Origin of the sequence: Nonomuraea soli (genome assembly GCF_013761175.1) — a bacterium.
GTDB lineage: Bacteria > Actinomycetota > Actinomycetes > Streptosporangiales > Streptosporangiaceae > Nonomuraea > Nonomuraea soli.
In genome coordinates this window covers 271445-290961 of the sequence record NZ_JACDUR010000005.1, presented here as the reverse complement: position 1 = coordinate 290961, position 19517 = coordinate 271445, and the positions used below count along the sequence as shown (strand labels likewise).

Annotated in this window: 18 protein-coding genes; 15 read left to right on the top strand and 3 right to left on the bottom strand. The window is 69.7% G+C overall.

Annotation, left to right across the window (positions count from 1 at the left end):
- The first annotated feature begins 17 nt into the window (after positions 1-17).
- The gene (locus HNR30_RS24930; protein ID WP_181612453.1) at positions 18-776 is read left to right on the top strand and encodes a TetR/AcrR family transcriptional regulator; all 759 of its coding nucleotides are present in this window, start codon (positions 18-20) and stop codon (positions 774-776) included.
- An 88-nt stretch (positions 777-864) separates the two neighbouring features.
- Here the strand turns inward: HNR30_RS24930 and HNR30_RS24925 are convergent, their stop codons facing one another.
- Positions 865-1827 (bottom strand): pirin family protein, encoded by a 963-nt coding sequence (locus HNR30_RS24925; RefSeq protein WP_181612452.1) that lies wholly within the window; start codon positions 1825-1827, stop codon positions 865-867.
- A 45-nt stretch (positions 1828-1872) separates the two neighbouring features.
- Positions 1873-2514 carry a GntR family transcriptional regulator gene (locus tag HNR30_RS24920; protein WP_181612451.1) on the bottom strand — a complete coding sequence of 214 codons (642 nt, stop codon included), beginning with the start codon at positions 2512-2514 and terminating at the stop codon, positions 1873-1875.
- An 81-nt stretch (positions 2515-2595) separates the two neighbouring features.
- Between HNR30_RS24920 and HNR30_RS24915 the strand changes: the two genes are divergently transcribed.
- The 12 genes from HNR30_RS24915 (at position 2596) to HNR30_RS24860 (ending at position 16514) form a co-directional block, all read left to right on the top strand.
- Positions 2596-4527 carry a beta-galactosidase gene (locus tag HNR30_RS24915; protein ID WP_312894619.1) on the top strand — a complete coding sequence of 644 codons (1932 nt, stop codon included), beginning with the start codon at positions 2596-2598 and terminating at the stop codon, positions 4525-4527.
- Positions 4524-5834, top strand: coding sequence for an aminomethyl-transferring glycine dehydrogenase subunit GcvPA (gene gcvPA / locus HNR30_RS24910; RefSeq protein ID WP_181612450.1), 1311 nt, complete (start codon positions 4524-4526; stop codon positions 5832-5834). Before HNR30_RS24915 ends, gcvPA begins: the two co-directional genes overlap by 4 nt.
- A complete protein-coding gene (gene gcvPB, locus HNR30_RS24905; protein ID WP_181612449.1) occupies positions 5831-7372 on the top strand; it encodes an aminomethyl-transferring glycine dehydrogenase subunit GcvPB in 1542 nt (513 codons plus the stop codon). The genes gcvPA and gcvPB overlap by 4 nt, the downstream gene beginning before the upstream one ends.
- Positions 7369-8445, top strand: coding sequence for an ATP-NAD kinase family protein (locus HNR30_RS24900; RefSeq protein ID WP_181612448.1), 1077 nt, complete (start codon positions 7369-7371; stop codon positions 8443-8445). Before gcvPB ends, HNR30_RS24900 begins: the two co-directional genes overlap by 4 nt.
- Positions 8442-9173, top strand: coding sequence for an SDR family NAD(P)-dependent oxidoreductase (locus tag HNR30_RS24895; RefSeq protein ID WP_312894618.1), 732 nt, complete (start codon positions 8442-8444; stop codon positions 9171-9173). Before HNR30_RS24900 ends, HNR30_RS24895 begins: the two co-directional genes overlap by 4 nt.
- Positions 9174-9188: 15 nt before the next feature.
- Positions 9189-10463, top strand: coding sequence for an ABC transporter substrate-binding protein (locus tag HNR30_RS24890; RefSeq protein ID WP_181612446.1), 1275 nt, complete (start codon positions 9189-9191; stop codon positions 10461-10463).
- Positions 10464-10465: 2 nt separating this feature from the next.
- Positions 10466-11395, top strand: a complete 930-nt coding sequence (locus HNR30_RS24885; protein WP_181612445.1) for a carbohydrate ABC transporter permease — start codon at positions 10466-10468, stop codon at positions 11393-11395.
- Entirely contained in the window at positions 11385-12206 is an 822-nt protein-coding gene (locus tag HNR30_RS24880) for a carbohydrate ABC transporter permease (protein ID WP_181612444.1), read from the top strand. The genes HNR30_RS24885 and HNR30_RS24880 overlap by 11 nt, the downstream gene beginning before the upstream one ends.
- Positions 12206-13693 (top strand): amylo-alpha-1,6-glucosidase, encoded by a 1488-nt coding sequence (locus HNR30_RS24875; protein ID WP_181612443.1) that lies wholly within the window; start codon positions 12206-12208, stop codon positions 13691-13693. The genes HNR30_RS24880 and HNR30_RS24875 overlap by 1 nt, the downstream gene beginning before the upstream one ends.
- Positions 13694-13830: 137 nt before the next feature.
- Positions 13831-15093 carry a proprotein convertase P-domain-containing protein gene (locus HNR30_RS24870; RefSeq protein WP_181612442.1) on the top strand — a complete coding sequence of 421 codons (1263 nt, stop codon included), beginning with the start codon at positions 13831-13833 and terminating at the stop codon, positions 15091-15093.
- A 62-nt stretch (positions 15094-15155) separates the two neighbouring features.
- Positions 15156-16034 carry a hypothetical protein gene (locus HNR30_RS24865; RefSeq protein ID WP_181612441.1) on the top strand — a complete coding sequence of 293 codons (879 nt, stop codon included), beginning with the start codon at positions 15156-15158 and terminating at the stop codon, positions 16032-16034.
- A gap of 78 nt (positions 16035-16112) precedes the next feature.
- Entirely contained in the window at positions 16113-16514 is a 402-nt protein-coding gene (locus HNR30_RS24860) for a hypothetical protein (protein ID WP_181612440.1), read from the top strand.
- Between the two features lie 8 nt (positions 16515-16522).
- On the opposite strand, the gene HNR30_RS24855 is transcribed toward HNR30_RS24860, so the two are convergent.
- Positions 16523-17344: a spermidine synthase gene (locus tag HNR30_RS24855; protein ID WP_181613036.1), complete on the bottom strand. Its 822-nt coding sequence runs from the start codon at positions 17342-17344 to the stop codon at positions 16523-16525.
- A 35-nt stretch (positions 17345-17379) separates the two neighbouring features.
- On the opposite strand from HNR30_RS24855, the gene HNR30_RS24850 reads away from it, so the two are divergent.
- On the top strand, positions 17380-18924 hold the full coding sequence (locus HNR30_RS24850; RefSeq protein ID WP_181612439.1) for a penicillin-binding transpeptidase domain-containing protein: 1545 nt from the start codon (positions 17380-17382) through the stop codon (positions 18922-18924).
- Positions 18925-18941: 17 nt separating this feature from the next.
- Entirely contained in the window at positions 18942-19487 is a 546-nt protein-coding gene (locus HNR30_RS24845) for an HdeD family acid-resistance protein (protein WP_312894617.1), read from the top strand.
- Positions 19488-19517: the final 30 nt, after the last annotated feature.

Below are 19517 nucleotides of genomic sequence, written 5' to 3'. Positions count from 1 at the left end.
AGATAGAATGGGCAACTGTGACGACCGAACACGTGGGCGGCGGGGCAGACCCCGCGAAGATCCTTCGGCTGCTGTGGCGCGCCGGTGAAGACGAGGTCAAGCCGGGACCTCGGCCCAAGTTCACGCTGGACGACGTCATCGTCGCCGGAATCGCGGTCGCCGACCGCGACGGTCTCGCCGGGCTGACCATGCGAGCCGTCGCCGACGAGCTCGGCGTGGGGACCATGTCGCTCTACCGCTACGTGCCCGGCAAGAGCGAGCTGGTCGACCTCATGGTCGACAAGCTCAACACTCCGGGCAACTTCTCCGGGTGGCAGCGGGGGGAGTGGCGGGCCGCGATGGAGGACCTGGCCGAGGGTACCTGGCTGCTCGCCACGGAACATCCCTGGCTGCTGCAGGTCAACCAGTCGCGCCCACTGCTCGGGCCGAGTGCCATGGAGGGCGTCGAGCTCATCCTGGGCGCCTTCGAGGGGCTCGGGCTGAAGGACCGCGAGAAGGTCGTCATTCTCACCGCGATCGGCCACTTCGTGAACGGGTGCGCCCGCGAGGCCGTCCTGGCCCAGGAGTCGGCGGGCCAGACGGGCGTGTCCGACGAGGAGTTCTGGAAGGCCCAGGAGCCCTACATGATGAGGGCGATCGGCGAGGGCCGCTTCCCGATCCTGGGCACCCTCGACGACGACGCCTGGGCCACGCCGCCGATCGAGATCATGCGGGCGGGCCTGCGGGCGCTGCTCGACGGGTTCGAGCAGGACATGAGAAAGCGCGGGCTGGCGTGATGCCGCACATGAAAAGCGCGGGACGGCGTGATGCCGCACATGAAAAAGCGCGGGACGGCGTGATGCCGCCCCGCGCCCGCGTCGTTCGTCAGTGGCCCGCGGGGATCGAGCCGAAGCGGCCCGACTGGTAGTCCTCGAAGGCCTGCACCAGCTCGGCCCGCGTGTTCATCACGAACGGCCCGTAGTGCGCCACCGGCTCGCCGATGGGCTGCCCGCCCAGGATGATCACCTCGAGTCCCTGCTTGCCCGACGCGCCGACCGTGATGGTCTCCGCCTCGGTGGCCAGCCCGGGACGGTTGCCGAAGCCCTCGAACACGGCCAGCTGTCCCGCGGACAGCGCGGCCTTGTCGCGCCCGGCCGTACCCTTGCCCGACAGCACGTAGGCCAGCGCGTTGAAGTCCTTGCGCCACGGCATCGTGAGCTCGGCGCCGGGCGAGACCGAGGCGTGGATGAGCGTGATCGGCGTGAACGTGGAGCCGGGCCCGTTGAAGCCCGCCACGTCGCCGGCGATCAGCCGCACCAGGGCGCCGCCGTCGTGGCTGCTGAGCAGCTTGACGTTGTCGCGCCCGATGTCCTGGTACTTCGGGTCGAGCATCTTGTCCTTGGCGGGCAGGTTCACCCACAGCTGGATGCCGTGGAAGAGGCCGCCCTGCTGGACGAGCCACTCGGGCGGCGTCTCGATGTGGAGGATGCCGGAGCCGGCGGTCATCCACTGGGTGTCGCCGTTGGTGATCGTGCCGCCGCCTCCGTGCGAGTCGGAGTGCTCGAAGACTCCGTCGATCATGTACGTGACGGTCTCGAAGCCGCGGTGCGGGTGCCAGGGCGTGCCCTTGGGCTCGCCCGGCGCGTAGTCGACCTCTCCCATCTGGTCCATCATGATGAACGGGTCGAGGTAGGACGGCTTGATGGTGGCCAGTGCCTTGCGCACGGGGAATCCCTCGCCCTCGAAGCCGCTGGGAGCGGTCTCGACGGCGAGCACCTTGCGGCCGGTCCCCAGGTCTTCTGGGATGCGCGGCAGGGCCAGGACGTTGTCGACGGTTACGGCGGGCATCTCGTGGTCTCCCTTCCGGGGGACACAACCAAGTTTATATTTCAACTATTCCGTGAGCCGGGACATCATGCGTTCCATCCCGTTGACCCAATTGTCGCGCAGGGCCGCGGTGGCCGCGGGCAGGTCCCCCTCCACCAGGGCCTCGGCGATGCGGCAGTGCTCGGCGGCCTCGCGTTCGAGGGGCGCGTCGTCGCCCGCCTGCAGGTGCGCGTAGCGGCGCATGCCCGCCTTGACGCTGGTGATGAGGTCGAGCAGCCGCTCGTTCGGGCAGCCGCTGAGCAGCAGGTCGTGCCACTCGTCGTCGTGGCGCTCGATCTCCTGCTGCTCGGCTACCTGGTCGGGGAAGTCGCGGGCCAGGCGTAGCAGCTTGGGTCCGAGCCTGCGCAGGTAGCCGGCGTCGGACAGCTGCAGGGCGAGCGACTCCAGCGCGCCCACGATCTCGCACAGCTCGCGGAACTCCTTGCGGCTGACCGGCGCGAAGCGGAAGCCGCGGCCCTGGTTGCTCTCCAGCACGCCCTCGCCGGCCAGCGTGATGAGGGCCTCGCGCAGGGGAGTGCGGCTGACGCCCAGCTCGGAGGCGAGGGCCACCTCGTTGATGTCGGTGCCTGCGGCGAAGTCGCCCCGGTCCAGCTTGCGTAGCAGTTCGTCGCGGATCTGCTCGCGCAACGGTCGTCGCTCGATCGGCATGCCCTCACCTTACTGGTTGACGTCATTCATTATTCTGCACTATGAATACAAAATATTACATGTCATAGCGTTGGAGGTGCGGTGCTCAGGTTCGGCGGGGACTACAACCCCGAGCAGTGGCCGGAGGAGGTCTGGGCCGAGGACATGCGCCTCATGGCCGAGGCCGGGGTCAACATGGCCACGATCGCGGTCTTCTCCTGGTCGCGGCTGGAGCCCGATGAGGGCGTGCACGACTTCGGCTGGCTCGATCGCGTCATGGACCTGCTCCACGCCCATGGCATAGACGCCGACCTGGCCACCGCCACCGCCACCCCGCCCCCGTGGCTGGTGCGGCGCCACCCGGAGATGATGCCGGTCAACGCCGACGGGGTGCGGCTGGAGTTCGGCTCCCGGCAGGGGTACTGCCCCAGCTCGCCGATCTACCGCGCGCATGCCGTACGGCTGGCGCGCACGATCGCGCTGCGCTACCGCGAGCATCCCGCGCTGAAGATGTGGCACATCGGCAACGAGTACGCCGACCACACCCTCGAGTGTTTCTGCGACGTCTCCGCCGCGCACTTCCGCGCCTGGCTGGAGCACCGCTACGCCACGATCGACGGCCTCAACGCCGCCTGGGGCACCTCGTGCTGGGGCCAGCACTACACCGGCTTCGACCAGGTCGAGCCGCCCCGCACCGCGCCAGGCCCGGTCAACCCCTCCCAGCTGCTCGACTGGCGGCGCTTCTGCAGCGACGCCCTGCTTGAGCTGTTCGAGGCGGAGAAGGCCGCCCTGCGCGAGGTCACGCCCGGCCTGCCGGTGACCACCAACTTCATGAGCATCCTGCACGGCCTGGACTACTGGAAGTGGTCGGCAGCCGAGGACCTCGTCACCGACGACGCCTACCCCGACCCGGCCGACCCCTCCTCGCACGTGGCCATCGCGCTCAGCTACGACCTCATGCGCTCGCTCAAGCGGCAGCCGTGGCTCCTGCTGGAGTCGGCTCCCTCGGCCGTCTCCTGGCGCGCGGTCAACGCGCCCAAGCCGCCCGGCATGATGCTCCTGCACAGCCTCCAGGCGCTGGCGCACGGCTCCGACGGCGTCATGTTCTTCCAGTGGCGGCAGGCACGCTACGGGCCGGAGAAGTTCCACTCCGCGCTCCTGCCGCACGGCGGCACCGACACCCGCACCTGGCGCGAGACGCTCCAGCTCGGCCAGGCGCTCACCGCGCTGGCGGAGGTCGCGGGCAGCTACGAGCAGGCCGAGGTCGCCCTCGTGCTCGACTGGGACAGCTGGTGGGGCCTGGAGGCGCCGGAGTCGATGCCGTCGAACCGGCTCAAGCTCAAGGAACTCCTGCTCGACTGGTACACGCCGCTGCACGCCCGCGGTATCGGCGTCGACCTCGTGCCCCCGGGCCGCGACCTGACCGGCTACCGGCTGGTGATCGCGCCCAACCTCTACCTGTGCACGGAGGAGACGGCGAAATGGCTGGCCACCGCGCCCGGCCAGGTCGTCGTCGGCCCCTTCAGCGGCGTCGTCGACCCCGCCGACCAGGTGCACGAGGGCGGCGCTCCTGGACCGCTGCGCGAACTGCTGGGCGTGAGCGCCGAGGAGTTCTGGCCGCTGCACGACGGGGTGCGGCAGCAGACCGGCCTGGGCGCGGCCCGCACGTGGACGGAGTGGCTGAGGCTCCACGACGCCGAGCCCGTGGCGCTCTACCAGGGCGGCGAGCTCGACGGCCGGCCCGCGGTCACCCGCAAGGGCGCGGCGACCTACGTCGGCTGCCGCCTCGACGACACCACCCCGCTCCTGCTCGACCTGCTCGCGCGCGCCGGCGTCGAGCCGATGGACCTGCCGGAGGGCGTCGAGGCGGTCAGGCGCGCCGGCTACCTGTTCCTCCTCAACCACACCGCCTCTCCGCAGCGCCTGGCACTCGCGTCAGCAGGCACCGACCTCCTCACCCGGACCCCCATGCACGGCCACGCCGAGCTCCCCCCACGCGGCGCCGTCGTGCTCAGAGTCGAAGGACACCAGTGACACACCCCTACATCCCCAACGCCGAACCGGGCGTCAGGGCGCGGATGCTCGCCGAGATCGGCGTCGACAGCGTGGAGGAGTTCTACGCCGACATCCCCGCCGGCCTGCGCCTGGCCCGCCCCCTCGACCTGCCCGCGCCCTTCACGGCCGAGCAGGACCTGGTCCGCCACATGCGCGGCCTGTTCGCCAAGAACGTCGAGGCCCTGAGCTTCCTGGGTCACGGGACCTACCCGCACTACGTCCCGGCCGTGTGCGACGAGGTCAACACCCGCAGCGAGTTCCTCACCGCCTACGCGGGCGAACCGTACGAGGACCACGGCCGTTTCCAGTCGCTGTTCGAGTACGTCAGCCAGATGGGCGAGCTGCTCGAGATGGACGTCGTCAACGTCCCCACCTACGACGGCTACCAGGCCGCGGGCACCGCGATCAGGATGGCCTGCCGCTACACCGGGCGCGGCAAGGTCCTGGTGACGAGCGCGATCAACCGCGACAAGCTGAGCAAGCTGCGCGACTTCCTCAGCCACGACACCGAGATCGAGCTGGCTCCGGTCAAGGACAACGGCGAGTTCGGCGACGTCGAGATCGACGACTCCTACGCCGCGATCTACCTGGAGACCCCGAACCTCTACGGCGTCGTCGAGACCAGGGGCCGCGAGCTGGCCGAGCTGGCGCACGCGCACGGCGCGCTGCTCGTCGTCGGCACCGACCCGATCTCGCTGGGCGTCCTGGCCCCGCCCGCCGCCTACGGCGCCGACATCGCCTGCGGCGACATCCAGTCCCTGGGCATGCACCAGTCGTACGGCGGAGGCCACGCCGGCTACATCGCCACCCAGGACCACGAGCCGCTGGTCGCCGAGTTCCCCTCCCGCCTGTTCGGCATCGCCCCCACGGCCGTCGAGGGCGAGTACGGCTTCGGCGACGTCTACTACGACCGCACCTCCTTCGCCCACCGCGAGGAGGGCAAGGAATGGGTCGGCACCGCCGCCGCCCTGTGGGGCATCACGGCAGGCGTCTACCTGGCCCTCATGGGCCCCGAGGGCATGCGCGAGCTGGGCGAGACGATCCTGGCCCGCACCCGCTACGCCATGGACGCGCTCGGATCCATCGTGAAGCACGCGGGCGCCATCCACTTCCGCGAGTTCGCCATCGAGGTGCCCGACGCGGCGGGCCTGCTGGCCGGGCTGCGCGAGCGGGGCATCTTCGGCGGGGTCCAGCTGGACGAGCGCACGGTCCTGGTCTGCGTGACCGAGCGCCACTCCATCGCCGACATCGACCGGCTCGCCGCCGCCATCAAGGAGATCCTGTGAACAGCGCCGAGTCCTTCGCCGAGCTGCCGGTCAAGCCCAAGCCCGCCATCAGGAGATTCCACCAGGCCCGCTGGGACGAGCCGATCATCTTCGAGCTGTCGCAGCCAGGCCGTCGCGGCATCGCCGTACCCGAGCCCGGCGCGCCGAAGGTCGAGCTGCCCGACTCCGTGCGGCGGGCGTCCAAGCCCGCCCTGCCCGAGCTCTCCCAGCTGCACGTGCTGCGCCACTACCTGCGCCTGTCGCAGGAGAACCTCGGCGTCGACCTCAACATCGACGTCGGCCAGGGCACCTGCACGATGAAGTACAGCCCCAAGGTCAACGACACCTTCATGGCCGACATCGCCGACCTGCACCCCGAGCAGCCGGTCGAGAGCGCCCAGGGCGTGCTGGAGATCTACCACACCCTGGAGCGCATGCTGGCGGAGATCTCGGGCATGGCCCGCGTCTCGCTGCAGCCGGGCTCTGGTTCGGCGGCGATCTACGCCAACATCGCGATGATCCGCGCCTACCACGAGGCCAACGGCGAAGGTCACCGCGACCAGGTCATCACCACGATGTTCTCGCACCCCTCCAACGCGGCCTGCGCCAAGACGGCGGGCTACGAGATCATCACGCTGATGCCCGACGCCGAGGGCCTGCCGGACATCGAGGCGCTGCGCGCCGCCGTCGGCCCGCGCACCGCCGCGCTGATGATCACCAACCCGGAGGACACCGGCATCTTCAACCCGCGCATCGCGGAGTTCGTCGAGCTGGTGCACTCGGTGGGCGGCCTGGCCTGCTACGACCAGGCCAACGCCAACGGCATCCTGGGCATCACCCGCGCCGCCGACGCCGGGTTCGACCTGGGTCACTTCAACCTGCACAAGACCTTCTCCACGCCGCACGCCTGCGGCGGCCCCGCCGCCGGGGCGTGCGGGGTGTCGGAGAAGCTGATCCCGTTCCTGCCGGGACCGGTCGTCGACTTCGACGGCTCCGGATACGTCCTGACCACGCCGGAGAAGTCGATCGGCAAGATCCGCCCCGGCCTGGGCGTCACGCCGAACATCGTGCGCGCCTACGCGTGGATCATGTCGCTCGGCGCCGAGGGCCTGCGCACCGTCGCCGAGACCGCGGTGCTCAACAACAACTACCTGATGCACAAGATCCTGCAAATCCCCGGTGCCTCCGCGCCGTGGGACAAGCGCCGCGTCGAGCAGGTGCGTTACTCCTGGCAGGAGCTGTCGGAGGAGACCGGCGTGCACTCCGAGGAGATCGGCGTGCGGGCGGCCGACTTCGGCGTGCACTACTGGACCTCGCACCACCCGTACGTCGTGCCCGAGCCCTTCACGCTGGAGCCGACCGAGTCGTACTCCAAGGAGGACCTGGACGAGTATGCGGCGATCCTCGCCCACGTGGCCGACGAGGCGCGCCGGGACCCGGCCTTCGTCAAGGGCGCGCCGTACAACTCCACGGTCCACAAGATCGACATGACGCCGCTCGACGACCCCAAGCAGTGGGCCCCCACCTGGCGTGCCTACGTTCGGAAGCACCTGTCGTGACCAGGGTCGGGCTGGTGGTCAACCCCGTCGCCGGGATCGGCGGCCCGGCGGGGCTCAAGGGCAGCGACGGGCCCGAGGTCCAGCGCGCCGCCCTGGCCAGGGGCGCCACCCCGCGAGCGGGTGAGCGTGCGGCGCTGGCCGTACGGACCCTGCGCGCGGCCCGGCCGGACGTCGAGATCGTCGCGGCCCCCGGCCCGATGGGGGAGGACCTCCTCGCGGGCGAGGCGCCCTCGGCGGCCCTCACGACGGCGGCGGACACCCGCGCCGCCGTCCACGCGCTGCGCGACGTCGGCCTCCTGCTGTTCGCCGGAGGCGACGGCACCGCCCGCGACGTGCTCGACGCGGTCAGGGAGCTCGCAGAGCTCGGCTGCCAGGCGCCGCCGGTGCTCGGCATCCCCGCGGGCGTCAAGGTCTACTCCGGCTGCTTCGCCCTCAGCCCCGCCGCCGCAGGACTCCTGGCGGCCGAGGACCACGACGAGTACGCCGAGGCCGACGTGGTCGACCTCGACGAGGAGCTGTACCGCCAGGGCAGGGTGAGCCCCAGGCTGTACGGCACGCTCAGGGTCCCGGCCGCCAGGCACCGCCTGTCGGGCAGGAAGGCGAGCACCCCGCCGGGCTCCGTCGAGGCGATCGCCCGCGAGGTCGTCGCCCGCATGGAGCCGGGCACCCCTTACGTCCTCGGCCCGGGAGCCACCACCCAGCAGGTCGGCAGGCAGCTGGGCCTGGCCACCACCCTGCTCGGCGTGGACGTGGTCGAGAACGGCTCCCTGGTCGCGGCCGACGTCACCGAACGGGACCTGTACGAGCTCGCCCAGGACGCCGTGGTGGTGCTGTCGGCGATCGGCGGCCAGGGCTTCGTCCTCGGCCGCGGCAACCAGCAGATCTCCCCCCGGGTGCTGGGCCGTACCAAAGACCTCCTCGTGCTGGCCACCCAGCAGAAACTCGCCGCACTCAACGGCAGGCCCCTGCTCGTGGACACGGGCGAGGAGGAGACAGACAGCAGGCTCAGCGGCCACGTCCGGGTGATCACCGGATACCGCGAGAGCGTGATCTACCGGATGGAGTGCACGTGAAGAACAAGGTCGCCATCGTCACCGGCGGAGCCTCGGGCATCGGCCAGGCGACCGCCCGCCTGTTCGCCAAGGACGGCGCCCACGTCGTCGTCGTGGACATCGACGGTGAGGGCGCGGCGAAGGTCGCCGAGGAGATCGGCGGGCTCGCCGTCCAGGCCGACGTCTCCAGCCCGGAGGACTGCCGGCGGGTCGTCGACACGGCGGTGGAGCGCTTCGGGGGGCTCCACGTGCTGTTCAACAACGCCGGGATCATCCGGCGCACCACCGTCCTCGACCTGGACGTCGAGGAGTGGGACCGCGTCATGGCGGTCAACGTGCGCTCGGTGTTCCTGATGTGCAAGTACGCCATCCCGGCCATGACCGAGGGCGGCTCGATCGTCAACACCGGCTCCGGCTGGGGGCTCAAGGGCGGCGGCAACGCCATCTCCTACTGCGCCTCCAAGGCGGCGGTCGTCAACATGACCCGCGCGCTGGCGATCGACCACGCGAAGGCCGGGATCCGGGTGAACTCCGTGAACCCCGGCGACACCGACACCCCGATGCTGCGGGAGGAAGCCCGGCAGCTGCGGGAGGACTGGGCGGCGTTCGAGAAGGACGCCGCAGACCGGCCGATGGGCCGCTCCGGCACGCCTGACGAGATCGCTCAGGCCGTGCTCTTCCTGGCGAGTGACGCCGCCAGCTACATCACCGGATCCGCCCTCGTCGTCGACGGCGGCGGACTGGCCTAGGAAGGTTGCCCCCCAATGAAGAAACTCGCAGTCCTCGCCGCGCTGGCCCTGGCGGTCACCGCGTGCAGCGGCAGTAACGCCGGCTCCGGCGTCAAGCAGGCCGACGGCAAGGTCACCATCCGCTGGGCCACCTGGGGCTCGGCCGAGGACGTCGCCTTCTACAAGGAGTTCAACGACGCCTTCATGAAGAAGCACCCCAACATCGTGCTGAAGATGGAGTCGGTGCCGGAGTACGGGGACTACCACCCCAAGCTGCTCACCCAGCTCACCAGCAAGACCGCGCCCGACGTCTTCTTCGTGGGCGACGACAACATCGGCAAGTTCGTGTCGGCGGGCGTGCTCCAGCCGCTCAACGACCAGCTCGCCGGTCCCGACTCCAAGAGCAAGCCCGAGGACTTCTTCGAGGGCGTGTACGGCGGGGCCAAGAAGGACGGCCAGATCTACGGCATGCCCAACGACGTCAACCCGGAAGTGCTCTGGTACGACAAGAAGGCGCTGCAGGCCGCCGGCATCACCGAGGACCCCGCGACGCTGCACGCGGCCGGCCAGTGGACCATGGCCAAGTACCTCGACATGAACGCCAAGCTCAAGAGCGCGGGCAAGGCCGGCTCCATCTTCTGGAACTGGTACGGCTCCACCTACAGCGTCATCAACGGCTTCGGCGGCAAGGTCTGGGACGGCGGCAGGTTCGTCGCCACCACCGACCCCAAGTCCCGCCAGGCCCTGGAGACCCTGGCCAAGGGCTACGCCGACAAGACGTTCCTGTCGGCCGACGTGCTGCCCAGCGGCAACGGCGCCAGTACCCAGTTCGTCAAGCACAAGGTCGGCTTCTACGCCGGCGGACGCTGGCTCGTCGACACCGTGAAGAAGGGCGGCGACCCGGCCAGCTACGACATCGTGCCCTTCCCGTCGGAGACCGGCGCGCCCATGTCCGGCGCGGTCGCCGCCTCCTACCTGTCGATCAACAAGGAGAGCAAGGCGCCCAAGGAGGCCTTCACCTTCCTCACCGAGTTCGTCAGCAAGGAGGGCCAGCTCGTCAGGCTCAAGGGCGGCGGCGCGGTGCCGTCGGTCAAGGGCGCCGAGCAGATCGTGCTCGACGGCTACCCGGCCCACGCCCAGACCTTCCTCGACGTGCGCGACACCGGCTTCGCCAACTACGCGGAGGAGGTCTCGGTGCCCGGCCTGACCGCCTCGATCAACGAGCACCTGATGAAGGTCTGGTCCGGCAAGGTCGCCTTCGAGCAGGGCATGACCGAGCTGCAGCAGCTCGTCGAGAGCAAGCTGGGCTAGCCATGGCCGTGCTCGCCAAGAGCAGGCCCCGCCAGGCCGCCCCGGCGCCGGTCTCCAAGATCCGGCACCGGGACGGCTGGTGGGCCGCCTTCTTCCTCGCGCCCCAGGTGGCCGGGCTCTTCGTCTTCCTGATCTTCCCGCTGGGCTTCGCCGTCGCGCTGGCCTTCATGAAGTGGGACGGCCTCGGCGACAAGAGCTGGGTCGGGTTCGACAACTTCACCACCATGCTGGCGGACCAGGACTTCGGCATCGCCATCTGGAACACCTTCAAGCTCGCCCTGATGACGATCCCCGTCGGCCTGGGCCTGGCCCTGGTCATCGCGGTGGCGCTCAACACCGTCAAGGGCAAGGGCTTCTACCGGGTGCTCTACTTCCTGCCGGTGGTCACCAGCTCCGTGGCCGTGGCGCTGATGTGGCAGGTCATCCTCGCCTCCGGCGACTACGGCATCCTCAACAACACCTTCCTGAAGTGGGGGATCACCCTTCCGGCGTGGCTGGAGGACCCCGTCTGGGTGCAGGTGGCGATCGCCGTGGTGACCATCTGGTCGTCGCTCGGCCTCAACGTCGTGATCTTCCTGGCGGGCCTGCAGACGATCCCGCCGCAGCTCGTGGAGGCGGCACGCATCGACGGCGCGAGCCCGGTGAGGATCTTCCGCAGCGTCACGCTGCCGCTGATCTCGCCGACGATCTTCTTCACCCTGATCGTCTCGCTGATCAGCTCGCTGCAGGCCTTCGACCAGATCTACGTGCTCGTCGACCCGCAGCACAACGACGGCGCCAGGACCATCGTCTACCAGGTCTACGAGCTCGGCTTCAAGAAGTTCGAGTTCGGGCTCAGCTCGGCCGCCGCCCTGATCCTGCTGGTGCTGACGCTGGTCGTCACGCTGGTGCAGTTCGGCGCGCAGAAGAGGTTCGTGCACTATGACTCTTAGGCAGTTCAGCCTGCACGCCGCCCTCATCCTGGGCGGACTGCTGATGCTCTTCCCGTTCGTGTGGATGGTGCTGACCTCCTTCAAGGGCGAGACGCAGATGCTCAACTCGCCCCTCGACTGGCTGCCCGCCCCCTGGCGCCCCGAGAACTACACCGACGCGCTGTCGGCCATGCCGTTCGGCCGCGCGTTCTGGAACAGCTTCTACATCGCCGTGATCAACGTGGTGCTGACCCTGGCCACCTCGGCCATGGCCGCCTACGCCTTCGCCCGTATCCGCTTCCGCGGCTCCGGCGTGCTGTTCGTGCTGTTCCTGGCCACCCAGATGGTGCCCTCGCAGGTCACCATCGTGCCGCTGTACCTGATGTTGTCGGAGCTGGGCTGGGTCGACTCGCACCTGTCGCTGATCGTGCCGAGCATCGTCAACCCGTTCGCGGTGTTCCTGCTGCGCCAGTTCATCAGGGCGGTGCCGATCGAGCTGGAGGAGGCGGCCAAGCTCGACGGGGCCAACCGGTGGACGCTGTTCTGGCGCATCGTGCTGCCCAACATCAAGCCGGGGCTCGGGGCCTACGCGATCATCGCCTTCCTCGGCTCCTGGAACAGCTACTTCTTCCCCCTGATCTTCCTCAACTCCGAGGAGCTGGCCACCGTACCGCTCCTGGTCGCCCGCTTCGCCGGCGACCACGGCGCGGTCAACTACGGTCTGACGATGGCCGTCACCGCTCTGTCCATCGTCCCGATGATCGTCGCGTTCCTGGTGGGCCAGCGCCGCATTCTCAACAGCATGGCCATGTCCGGCCTGGGAGGACGCTGATGGTCGAGCTCGACCTGGACGAACGACCCTTCACCGAGCGCGGCTCGCGGCTGCTGGTCATCAAGGACGACGACCGCGGACTGTGGATCGGCCGCGCAGAATACGAGACCCGGCTGACCAAGACCACCATCATGAGCGGCCTGCGGGTCTTCTCCGGCCCCCGCGAGCTCCGGGTACGGCACGCGTCGCCGTACCGGGTGGAGTTCGACGACGGCGTCGCCCTGGAGTTCGCCGACGCCGACACGCTCGTGCTCACCGGGCAGGGCGAGGCGGTCTGGGAGGGCGGCTCCGCCATCCTGCCCGTCACCCTCACCGGCACCGGCACCCTGGTGCCGGGCGCCGCCGAGGCGCGCTGGCACGCCTGGCTGGAGCGCATGCCGCCGGTGGCGGACAACCTCCGGGAGCGGGCCGAGCTGGCCTGGTGGACGCTGGGGATCAACCAGATCGACATCCGGGGCCGCACCTCGGTCATCCCCTCCAAGTACGGCTACGTCGGCCTGTGGAACTGGGACTCCTACTTCCACGCCATCGGCCTGCGGCACGGCGACATCGAGCTGGCGCGCGAGCAGATCCGCATCCTGCTCGACAACCAGCGCCCCGACGGGCTGATCCCCGACGTGGTGCACGACCACGGGGTGCTCGCCGAGACCACCGACCTGCCGCGCTCCGACATCGACCGCATGGACCAGCACGTCGGCGGTGGAGCACCGCGCGAGGTGGTGCCGGTCACCAAGCCCCCGCTGACCGCGTGGGCGGTGTGGAAGCTGCACGAGGCCGCGCCCGACCTCGCCTTCCTGGAGGAGGTCTACGACCGCCTGGTCGCCTCGCAGGAGTGGTGGTTCAAGCACTCCGACCCGGACGGGGACGGGCTGGCCGAATACCTGCACCCGTACTCGTCGGGGCTGGACGACTCGCCCATCTGGGACCACGGACCGCGCGCCGAGCCGCCCGACCTCAACTCCTACCTCGCCCTGCAGTACGACCGGCTGGCCGACATCGCCGACGCCCTCGGCATCGAGCACTCGTGGCGGGACCAGGCGCAGGCACTGGTCGACCTGATGATCGCCGAACGCTGGGACGGCGAGCGGTTCCTGACCCGCCCGGTGCCGACCCGCACCCCGCTGGAGCTGATGCCGCTGTTCACCGGCAGGCTCCCGCGCGAGATCGCCGACCGGCTGGTGGCCGACCTCACCTCGAAGAGCTTCTGGGCGCCGGTTCCGTCGGTGGCCTACGACGACCCGCTGTTCGACCCCGAGGCGATGTGGCGCGGGCCGGTGTGGCTCAACATCAACTACCTGCTGATCGACGGGCTGAGGCGTTCCGGTTACCCCGAGGTCGCCTCCGAGCTCACCGAGAAGGTGCTGGAACTGGTGGGGTACGGCTTCTACGAGTACTGGAACCCGCTCACGGGCCAGGGGTCGCAACGCGCGACGACGGGCTTCGGATGGTCGGCGGCGCTCTTCCTGGACCTGGCGGCCATTCTCTGAAATTTCAGTATCGGTCGCCCTGGTGAAGCCGCAGACCAGGGCCATGTTCACCGGCCGGAACGGAAATTTCAGCGTTGGGGCCCCGGCGCCGGTCACGGTCGCTTGAAGCGCCGTGACCGCCGGGACACCCTCCGGCCATGAACCGATTCCTACGCGCGACCATCGCAGCGCTCCTCCTCGCGGCCACCACAGCCGGCACCACAGCCACGGCGGTCGCTCCCACCCTCCAGGAGGCGGTGGCCGCCGCGATGACCGGGCAGAGCCGTGCCCTGGGCTCCTCGCTGGCCGACGCCGGCGCGGGCGTGGAGGTCAACGTGCAGCGCCAGGCCGACGGCTGGGCCTTCGGCTCCACCGTCATCAAGGCACCCAGGCGGGAGGGCGCCTACCCCGAGGCGGCGCTGTTCCTGGCGCGCCTGGACGACGGCGGGGCCTGGCAGGTCGCGCTCGACGGCGGCACGCCGTTCGCCGACCTCGCCGCGGCGGCCCCCGAGCAGGTGGTGAGCAAGGGCGAGAAGCAGACCTTCTCCAGCAACGCCAGGCACGCGGTGCAGCAGGTCGACACCGGGCTGGCCCTGCCGTACGCGGTGGGGGCCTCCTGGCGGCTGATCGGCGGGCCGCACGGCTGGTCGGGCCAGCCGCGGCCGTGGAGCTCGCTGGACCTCGACAGCCGCGCCACCAACCGCGACGTGCTGGCCGCGCAGTCGGGCCGGGCCTACTGGATGTGCTCCAACGGCGGTCACATCCGCGTCATCCACGACAACGGCTGGACCACGGAGTACTACCACCTGCTCGACGAGATCCGCCCTAACGGCGAGCGCGTCGCGATGGGCGCCTATCTGGGCCGCACCAGCACCAGGATCCCGTGCGGCGGCTCGGCGGGCAGCAACCACGTGCACTTCGCGCTCAAGAGCGGCAGCTCGTGGACGCCGGTGCAGGACAAGGTCATCGGCGGCTGGCGCTGGTTCGAGGGCGGACAGGCCTACGACGGCGGCGGCTGCCGAGGCAACGACTGCCGATACGTGGGCGGCTGGTTCCACAACTACGGACCGGAGAACGGCAGGCAGTTCGCCAACGACGCCGATCACCCCGTCGCCGACCTGGGCAGCGCCGAGTCGCCGATCACGGTCAGCGGCGTCTCGGGCAACGCCCCGGCGACGCTGGAGATCTACGCCGACGTGCACCACGGCTGGCGCGGTGACCTGCGACTGGACCTGATCGCCCCCGACGGGCGCGTCTACCTGCTGCGCTCGCCCGCCCCCTCCGACAACGGCACGATCATCCACGAGACCTACGTCAGGGACGCGAGCGCCTCCCCGGCCAACGGGGTGTGGAAGCTGCGCGCCACCGATGTCGACAGCAACCATTCCGGTTACATCGACGCCTGGAGAATGACCTTCTAGACGCCCTGTCAAGGTCGTTGTAAATTCGGGGCAGTTCACTCCTGTGGCCCAGGAGCCCCGCGATGCAACAGACCTTCGACCAGCTGTTGAAAGCCGCCATCGACGCCCGCGGCCTGAGCCTGGAGCGCCTCCACGCCCGGCTCAGGCAGCGCGGGATCGACGTCAGCCTGGCCAGCCTGTCGAACTGGCAGCGAGGCAAATGCCGTCCGGAACGCTCCCACTCGCTGCGGGCGGTGCACGCGCTGGAGGAGATCCTGGCGCTGCCGGGCGACAGCCTCGTGGCCAGGCTCGGCCCGCCCAAACCGCGCGGGCGCCGGCTCGGCGGCGCCCTGCCGTACCAGGATCTGTGCCTGGTCGGCGGCAGCATCCAGCGCCTGCTCTCCGAGGTCAGGCACGAGCGCGACGGCCAGCTCGACACTCTCAGCTACCACGATCACGTCACCCTCGGCCCCGACCGCGACGAGCGCTCCGTGCGCACGCGGGCGGTCTTCCAGGCCAGGTCGGACGGCGTGGACCGGCACGTGGCCGTCTACCACAACGAGCGCGGCCGCCTGCCCGACGAGATCACCGCCTCCTGCTGCCGTGCCGGACGCACCCGCACCGACGCCGAGAAGGGCATCGCCGTGGTCGAGCTGCTCTTCGACCGCCCGCTGTCGGCCGGCGAGACGTACGTGGTGGAGTACGAGGTGCGCTTCGACCCTCCGGGGCCGCCGGCCCACTACTACGAACGCTGGTTCCGCTTCCCTGCGCACTCCTACCTGCTGACCGTGCAGTTCGACCGCGCCGCGCCGCCCGCCAGGGTGACGAGCGTACGGCAGGCCAACGTGCGCCGTGCCCCCGACGAGGTGAGCGAGCTGCGGCTGGGCGGCTGGAACACGGCGCACATCGCCGGCGTGGCCGTCGAGCCCGGCGTGCACGGCATCCGCTGGGAGTGGAGCTAGAGACGCTTGCAAGCCGTCCACAAGAGCGGATCGTTATCCATGGAGGGTCCCGATCGACCTTTCACCGGAGTGTTCCCCATGCGCATGCTCGCGCTCGCCGCCGCCGTCGCCCTGCCGTTGCTCGCGGCGGCCCCCGCCCACGCCGATCCGGCCATCTGGAAGTGGCGCAAGCTCCACTCGGCCGACGCCAAGGCCAGCGCCTGGGGCGAGGTCGCCATCAGCCAGCACGGCTTCGTCGTCTACGGCAACGTCGCCGACACCCGCGGCAAGGGCTGCGCGTGGGCGGTGCTGAAGGCCCAGAGCGCCACCAACGGCAAGTGGAAGTCCCACGGCTTCTACTACTGCAAGCCGGGCGTCGGCACCTTCCGCAAGGACTACGGCGCCGTCCTGCAGATCAGGGTGCAGGTCTGCCGTGGCACCGCGACAAGGCCGACCGGCTCGTGCTCGCGCTGGAAGACCATCTACACCCAGGGAGGCTGAGCCAGGGCTCAGCCGAACACGGCGGGTGGCGGCACCGGCGCCAGGACCGGGTCGCCGTCCTTGATCGGCGGGGCGCCGGCCACGAACTTCGTCAGCGTCTCGCCGTACATGCACCTGGCCTGCGTGAGGCCGCCCGCCGCCGCCCGCGTCAGCAGGTCGACCGGCAGCCGGTACGGCGAGGCGGCCAGGATCAGGTTGCCGAAGCGACGCCCGCGCAGGATCCCGGGCTCGGCCATCAGGGCGACGTGCCCGAAGCGCTCGCGCACGGTCGCGGTCAGCCGCCGGGCGAAGGCGAGCCCCTTGCCGTCGGCGAGGTTGATCAGCAGGGTGCCGGTGGGCTTGAGCACCCGGGCGATGTCGGCCATGTACTCCGCGGTGGCCAGCTCCACGGGCATGGTGGCTCCCGTGAAGGCGTCGAGCACGAACAGGTCGGCCGAGCCGTCCCAGAGCCCCTGCGTGCCCTCCCTGCCCCCGGCGACGCGTACCTTGAGCTTCGGCACCGCCTTCAGGTCGAGCTGCTCGCGGATCAGGTTGACGAGCAGGCCGTCGGGCTCGATCACGATGTGGCGAGAGCCCGGCCGGGTGGCGGCGACGTAGCGGGGGATCGTGCAGGCGCCGCCGCCGACGTGCACGCAGTTGAGGGGACCTTCGTCGAGGAGGTCTATGACATCGGCCATAAGCCTCACATACTCAAAATCCAGATATGTGGGGTCTTGAAGGTCTATATAGGACTGGGGTACGCCTTCCTTGGACAACACCCATCCGTCCTGCCGGTCCAGATCCCGCAGCAGCTCGACCTCGCCGAAGGTCGTCTGGTACGTACCTGGCATCGGCTCACGAAGTCCCCTCTTCATGGAGAAACCGTATGCGACGCCGCAGGTTGATCGCGCTCGGGATCGCGATCCTGGCCGTCGTCTGCGCGAGCGCCTTCGCGATCGCCATGGCGGGCAGCCCGGGCGTGCTCGGCAGCGCCGGGCAGACCGCGACGGCCTACTTCCGCGCGTGGGCCGAGCGCGACGTGACGGCCATGAAGCGGCTGGTCGACCATCCGCCGCAGGATTTCACGCTCAGGCACCTGACCCTGGCCGAATCGCTGCACCTGGAGGAGATCGTGCTCGACCCCTCCCTGCCGCGCTCCACCGGTCCGCAGACGGCCGAGGCGCCCTTCTCCGCCACGATGAGGCTGAAGGAGTTCGGCGACTGGCCGTACGAGAGCATCCTGCGCCTTGCCGTACGCGACGGGCAGTGGAAGGTGGTGTGGACGCCCGAGACCCTGCACCCGCTGCTGAAGGAGGGCGGCGTCCTGGAGGTGCTCCCGATCGAGGTCGAGGGGGTGGAACTCGTCACCGCGGAGGGCGAGACGATGCCGCGCAAGGGTTACAACGACACCTACCTCGACGGGCTCAGGAGCAACTTCGAGGGCCACAGCCAGGGCTGGGCGCTGATGGCCAACGGCAAGAAGATCAAGGAGATCCCGCCCAAGCAGCCCAAGGTGACCACGACCATCTCGCGGCAGGTGCAGGCCGCGGCCGCGCGGGCCCTCGACGGCGTGAACGACGCGGCGATCGTGGCCGTGCAGTCGAGCACCGGCGCGGTTCTGGGGGTCGCCGACCGGCTGGAGGAGGCCAACGCCTTCCGCGACTACTTCCCGCCCGGCTCGACGTTCAAGGTCATCAGCGCGGCGGCACTGCTCAAGTCGGGCCTCACCGCCGACACCCCGGTCGACTGCCCGGCCTTCTACCAGATCCCCTACCACAGCCAGGTCCGCAACGCCGGCGACATCGACAGGGGAGCGCTCACCTTCGGCCAGGCCTTCGCCCACTCGTGCAACACCACGTTCGTCCAGCTGGGCACCACGCGTCTCCCGGAGACCGCGCTGCTCACCACCGCCCAGGAGTGGGGCTTCACCGGCAACGGCCTGCCCACGGGCAACGGCGGCGCGTGCGGGCGCATGAACGAGCCGGCCAACTCCGACCAGCTCATGCTGGCCCTCATCGGCCAGGGTTCGGTCGAGGCGACCCCGCTGTGCATGGCGGCCGTCGCCGCGGCCGTGGAGAGCGGCACCTGGCGGCCGCCGCGGCTGCTGCCGCTCAAGGAGGTGGAGCGCATCGACGGCCGGGCGCCCGAGCCGGTCGCGCTGGACCCGGGCATCGTGGCGCAGCTGCGGGAGATGATGCTGACCGTCGTCATCGGCGGGACCGCCAGCGAGGGCGGGCTTCCGGAGAATACGGCGGGCAAGACCGGCACGGCCGAGAGCTACGGCGGCGGCGACCACGCCTGGTTCATCGGTTATCGCAACGACGTGGCCTTCTGCGTGTTCGTACGGCACGGCGGCTCCGGCGCGAAGGTCGCGGTTCCCATCGCCGACCGGTTCCTGCGCGGACTGGAGTCAACCATCGCCAGGTCTTGACCTTGCCGAGAGGCGCGGTGGGGCAGTCAGCCGCTATGGAGCAATTGTCGAGCGTCTGGTGGCTGGTGCTCATTAGGGGCATCTTTGGCATCATTTTCGGACTTATCGCGCTAATTTGGACGGAGAATGCCCTCCTCGCGCTGATCTTCGTCTTCGGTGCCTTCGCCCTCGTCGAAGGCGCCTTCGCGCTGTATCGGGGCTTCAGCGGCGATACCTACAACCGAGGGTGGCTGATCTTCATCGGCATCGTCGGCGTCATCGCCGGAATCGTCGCCTTCATCAGGCCCGGCCTGGCGGGGCTCACCCTGCTGTACATCGTCGCCTTCTGGGCCATCTTCACCGGGGTCACCGGCATCGTGGCCGGTATCAGGATGCGCAAGGTCATCACGAACGAGTGGATGTTCATCGTCAGCGGCGCGCTCACGCTGCTGTTCGGCATCCTGCTGGTGATCTGGCCGCTGTCGGGCGCGCTCTCGCTCGTGTGGCTGCTCGGCCTGTTCTCGCTGATCTACGGCATCGCTCTGGTCGTTCTCTCCTTCAAGGTGAAGAACCTCGCGCAGTAGCGCGTAGATAGCGCAAAGTTTTCGGGTAGA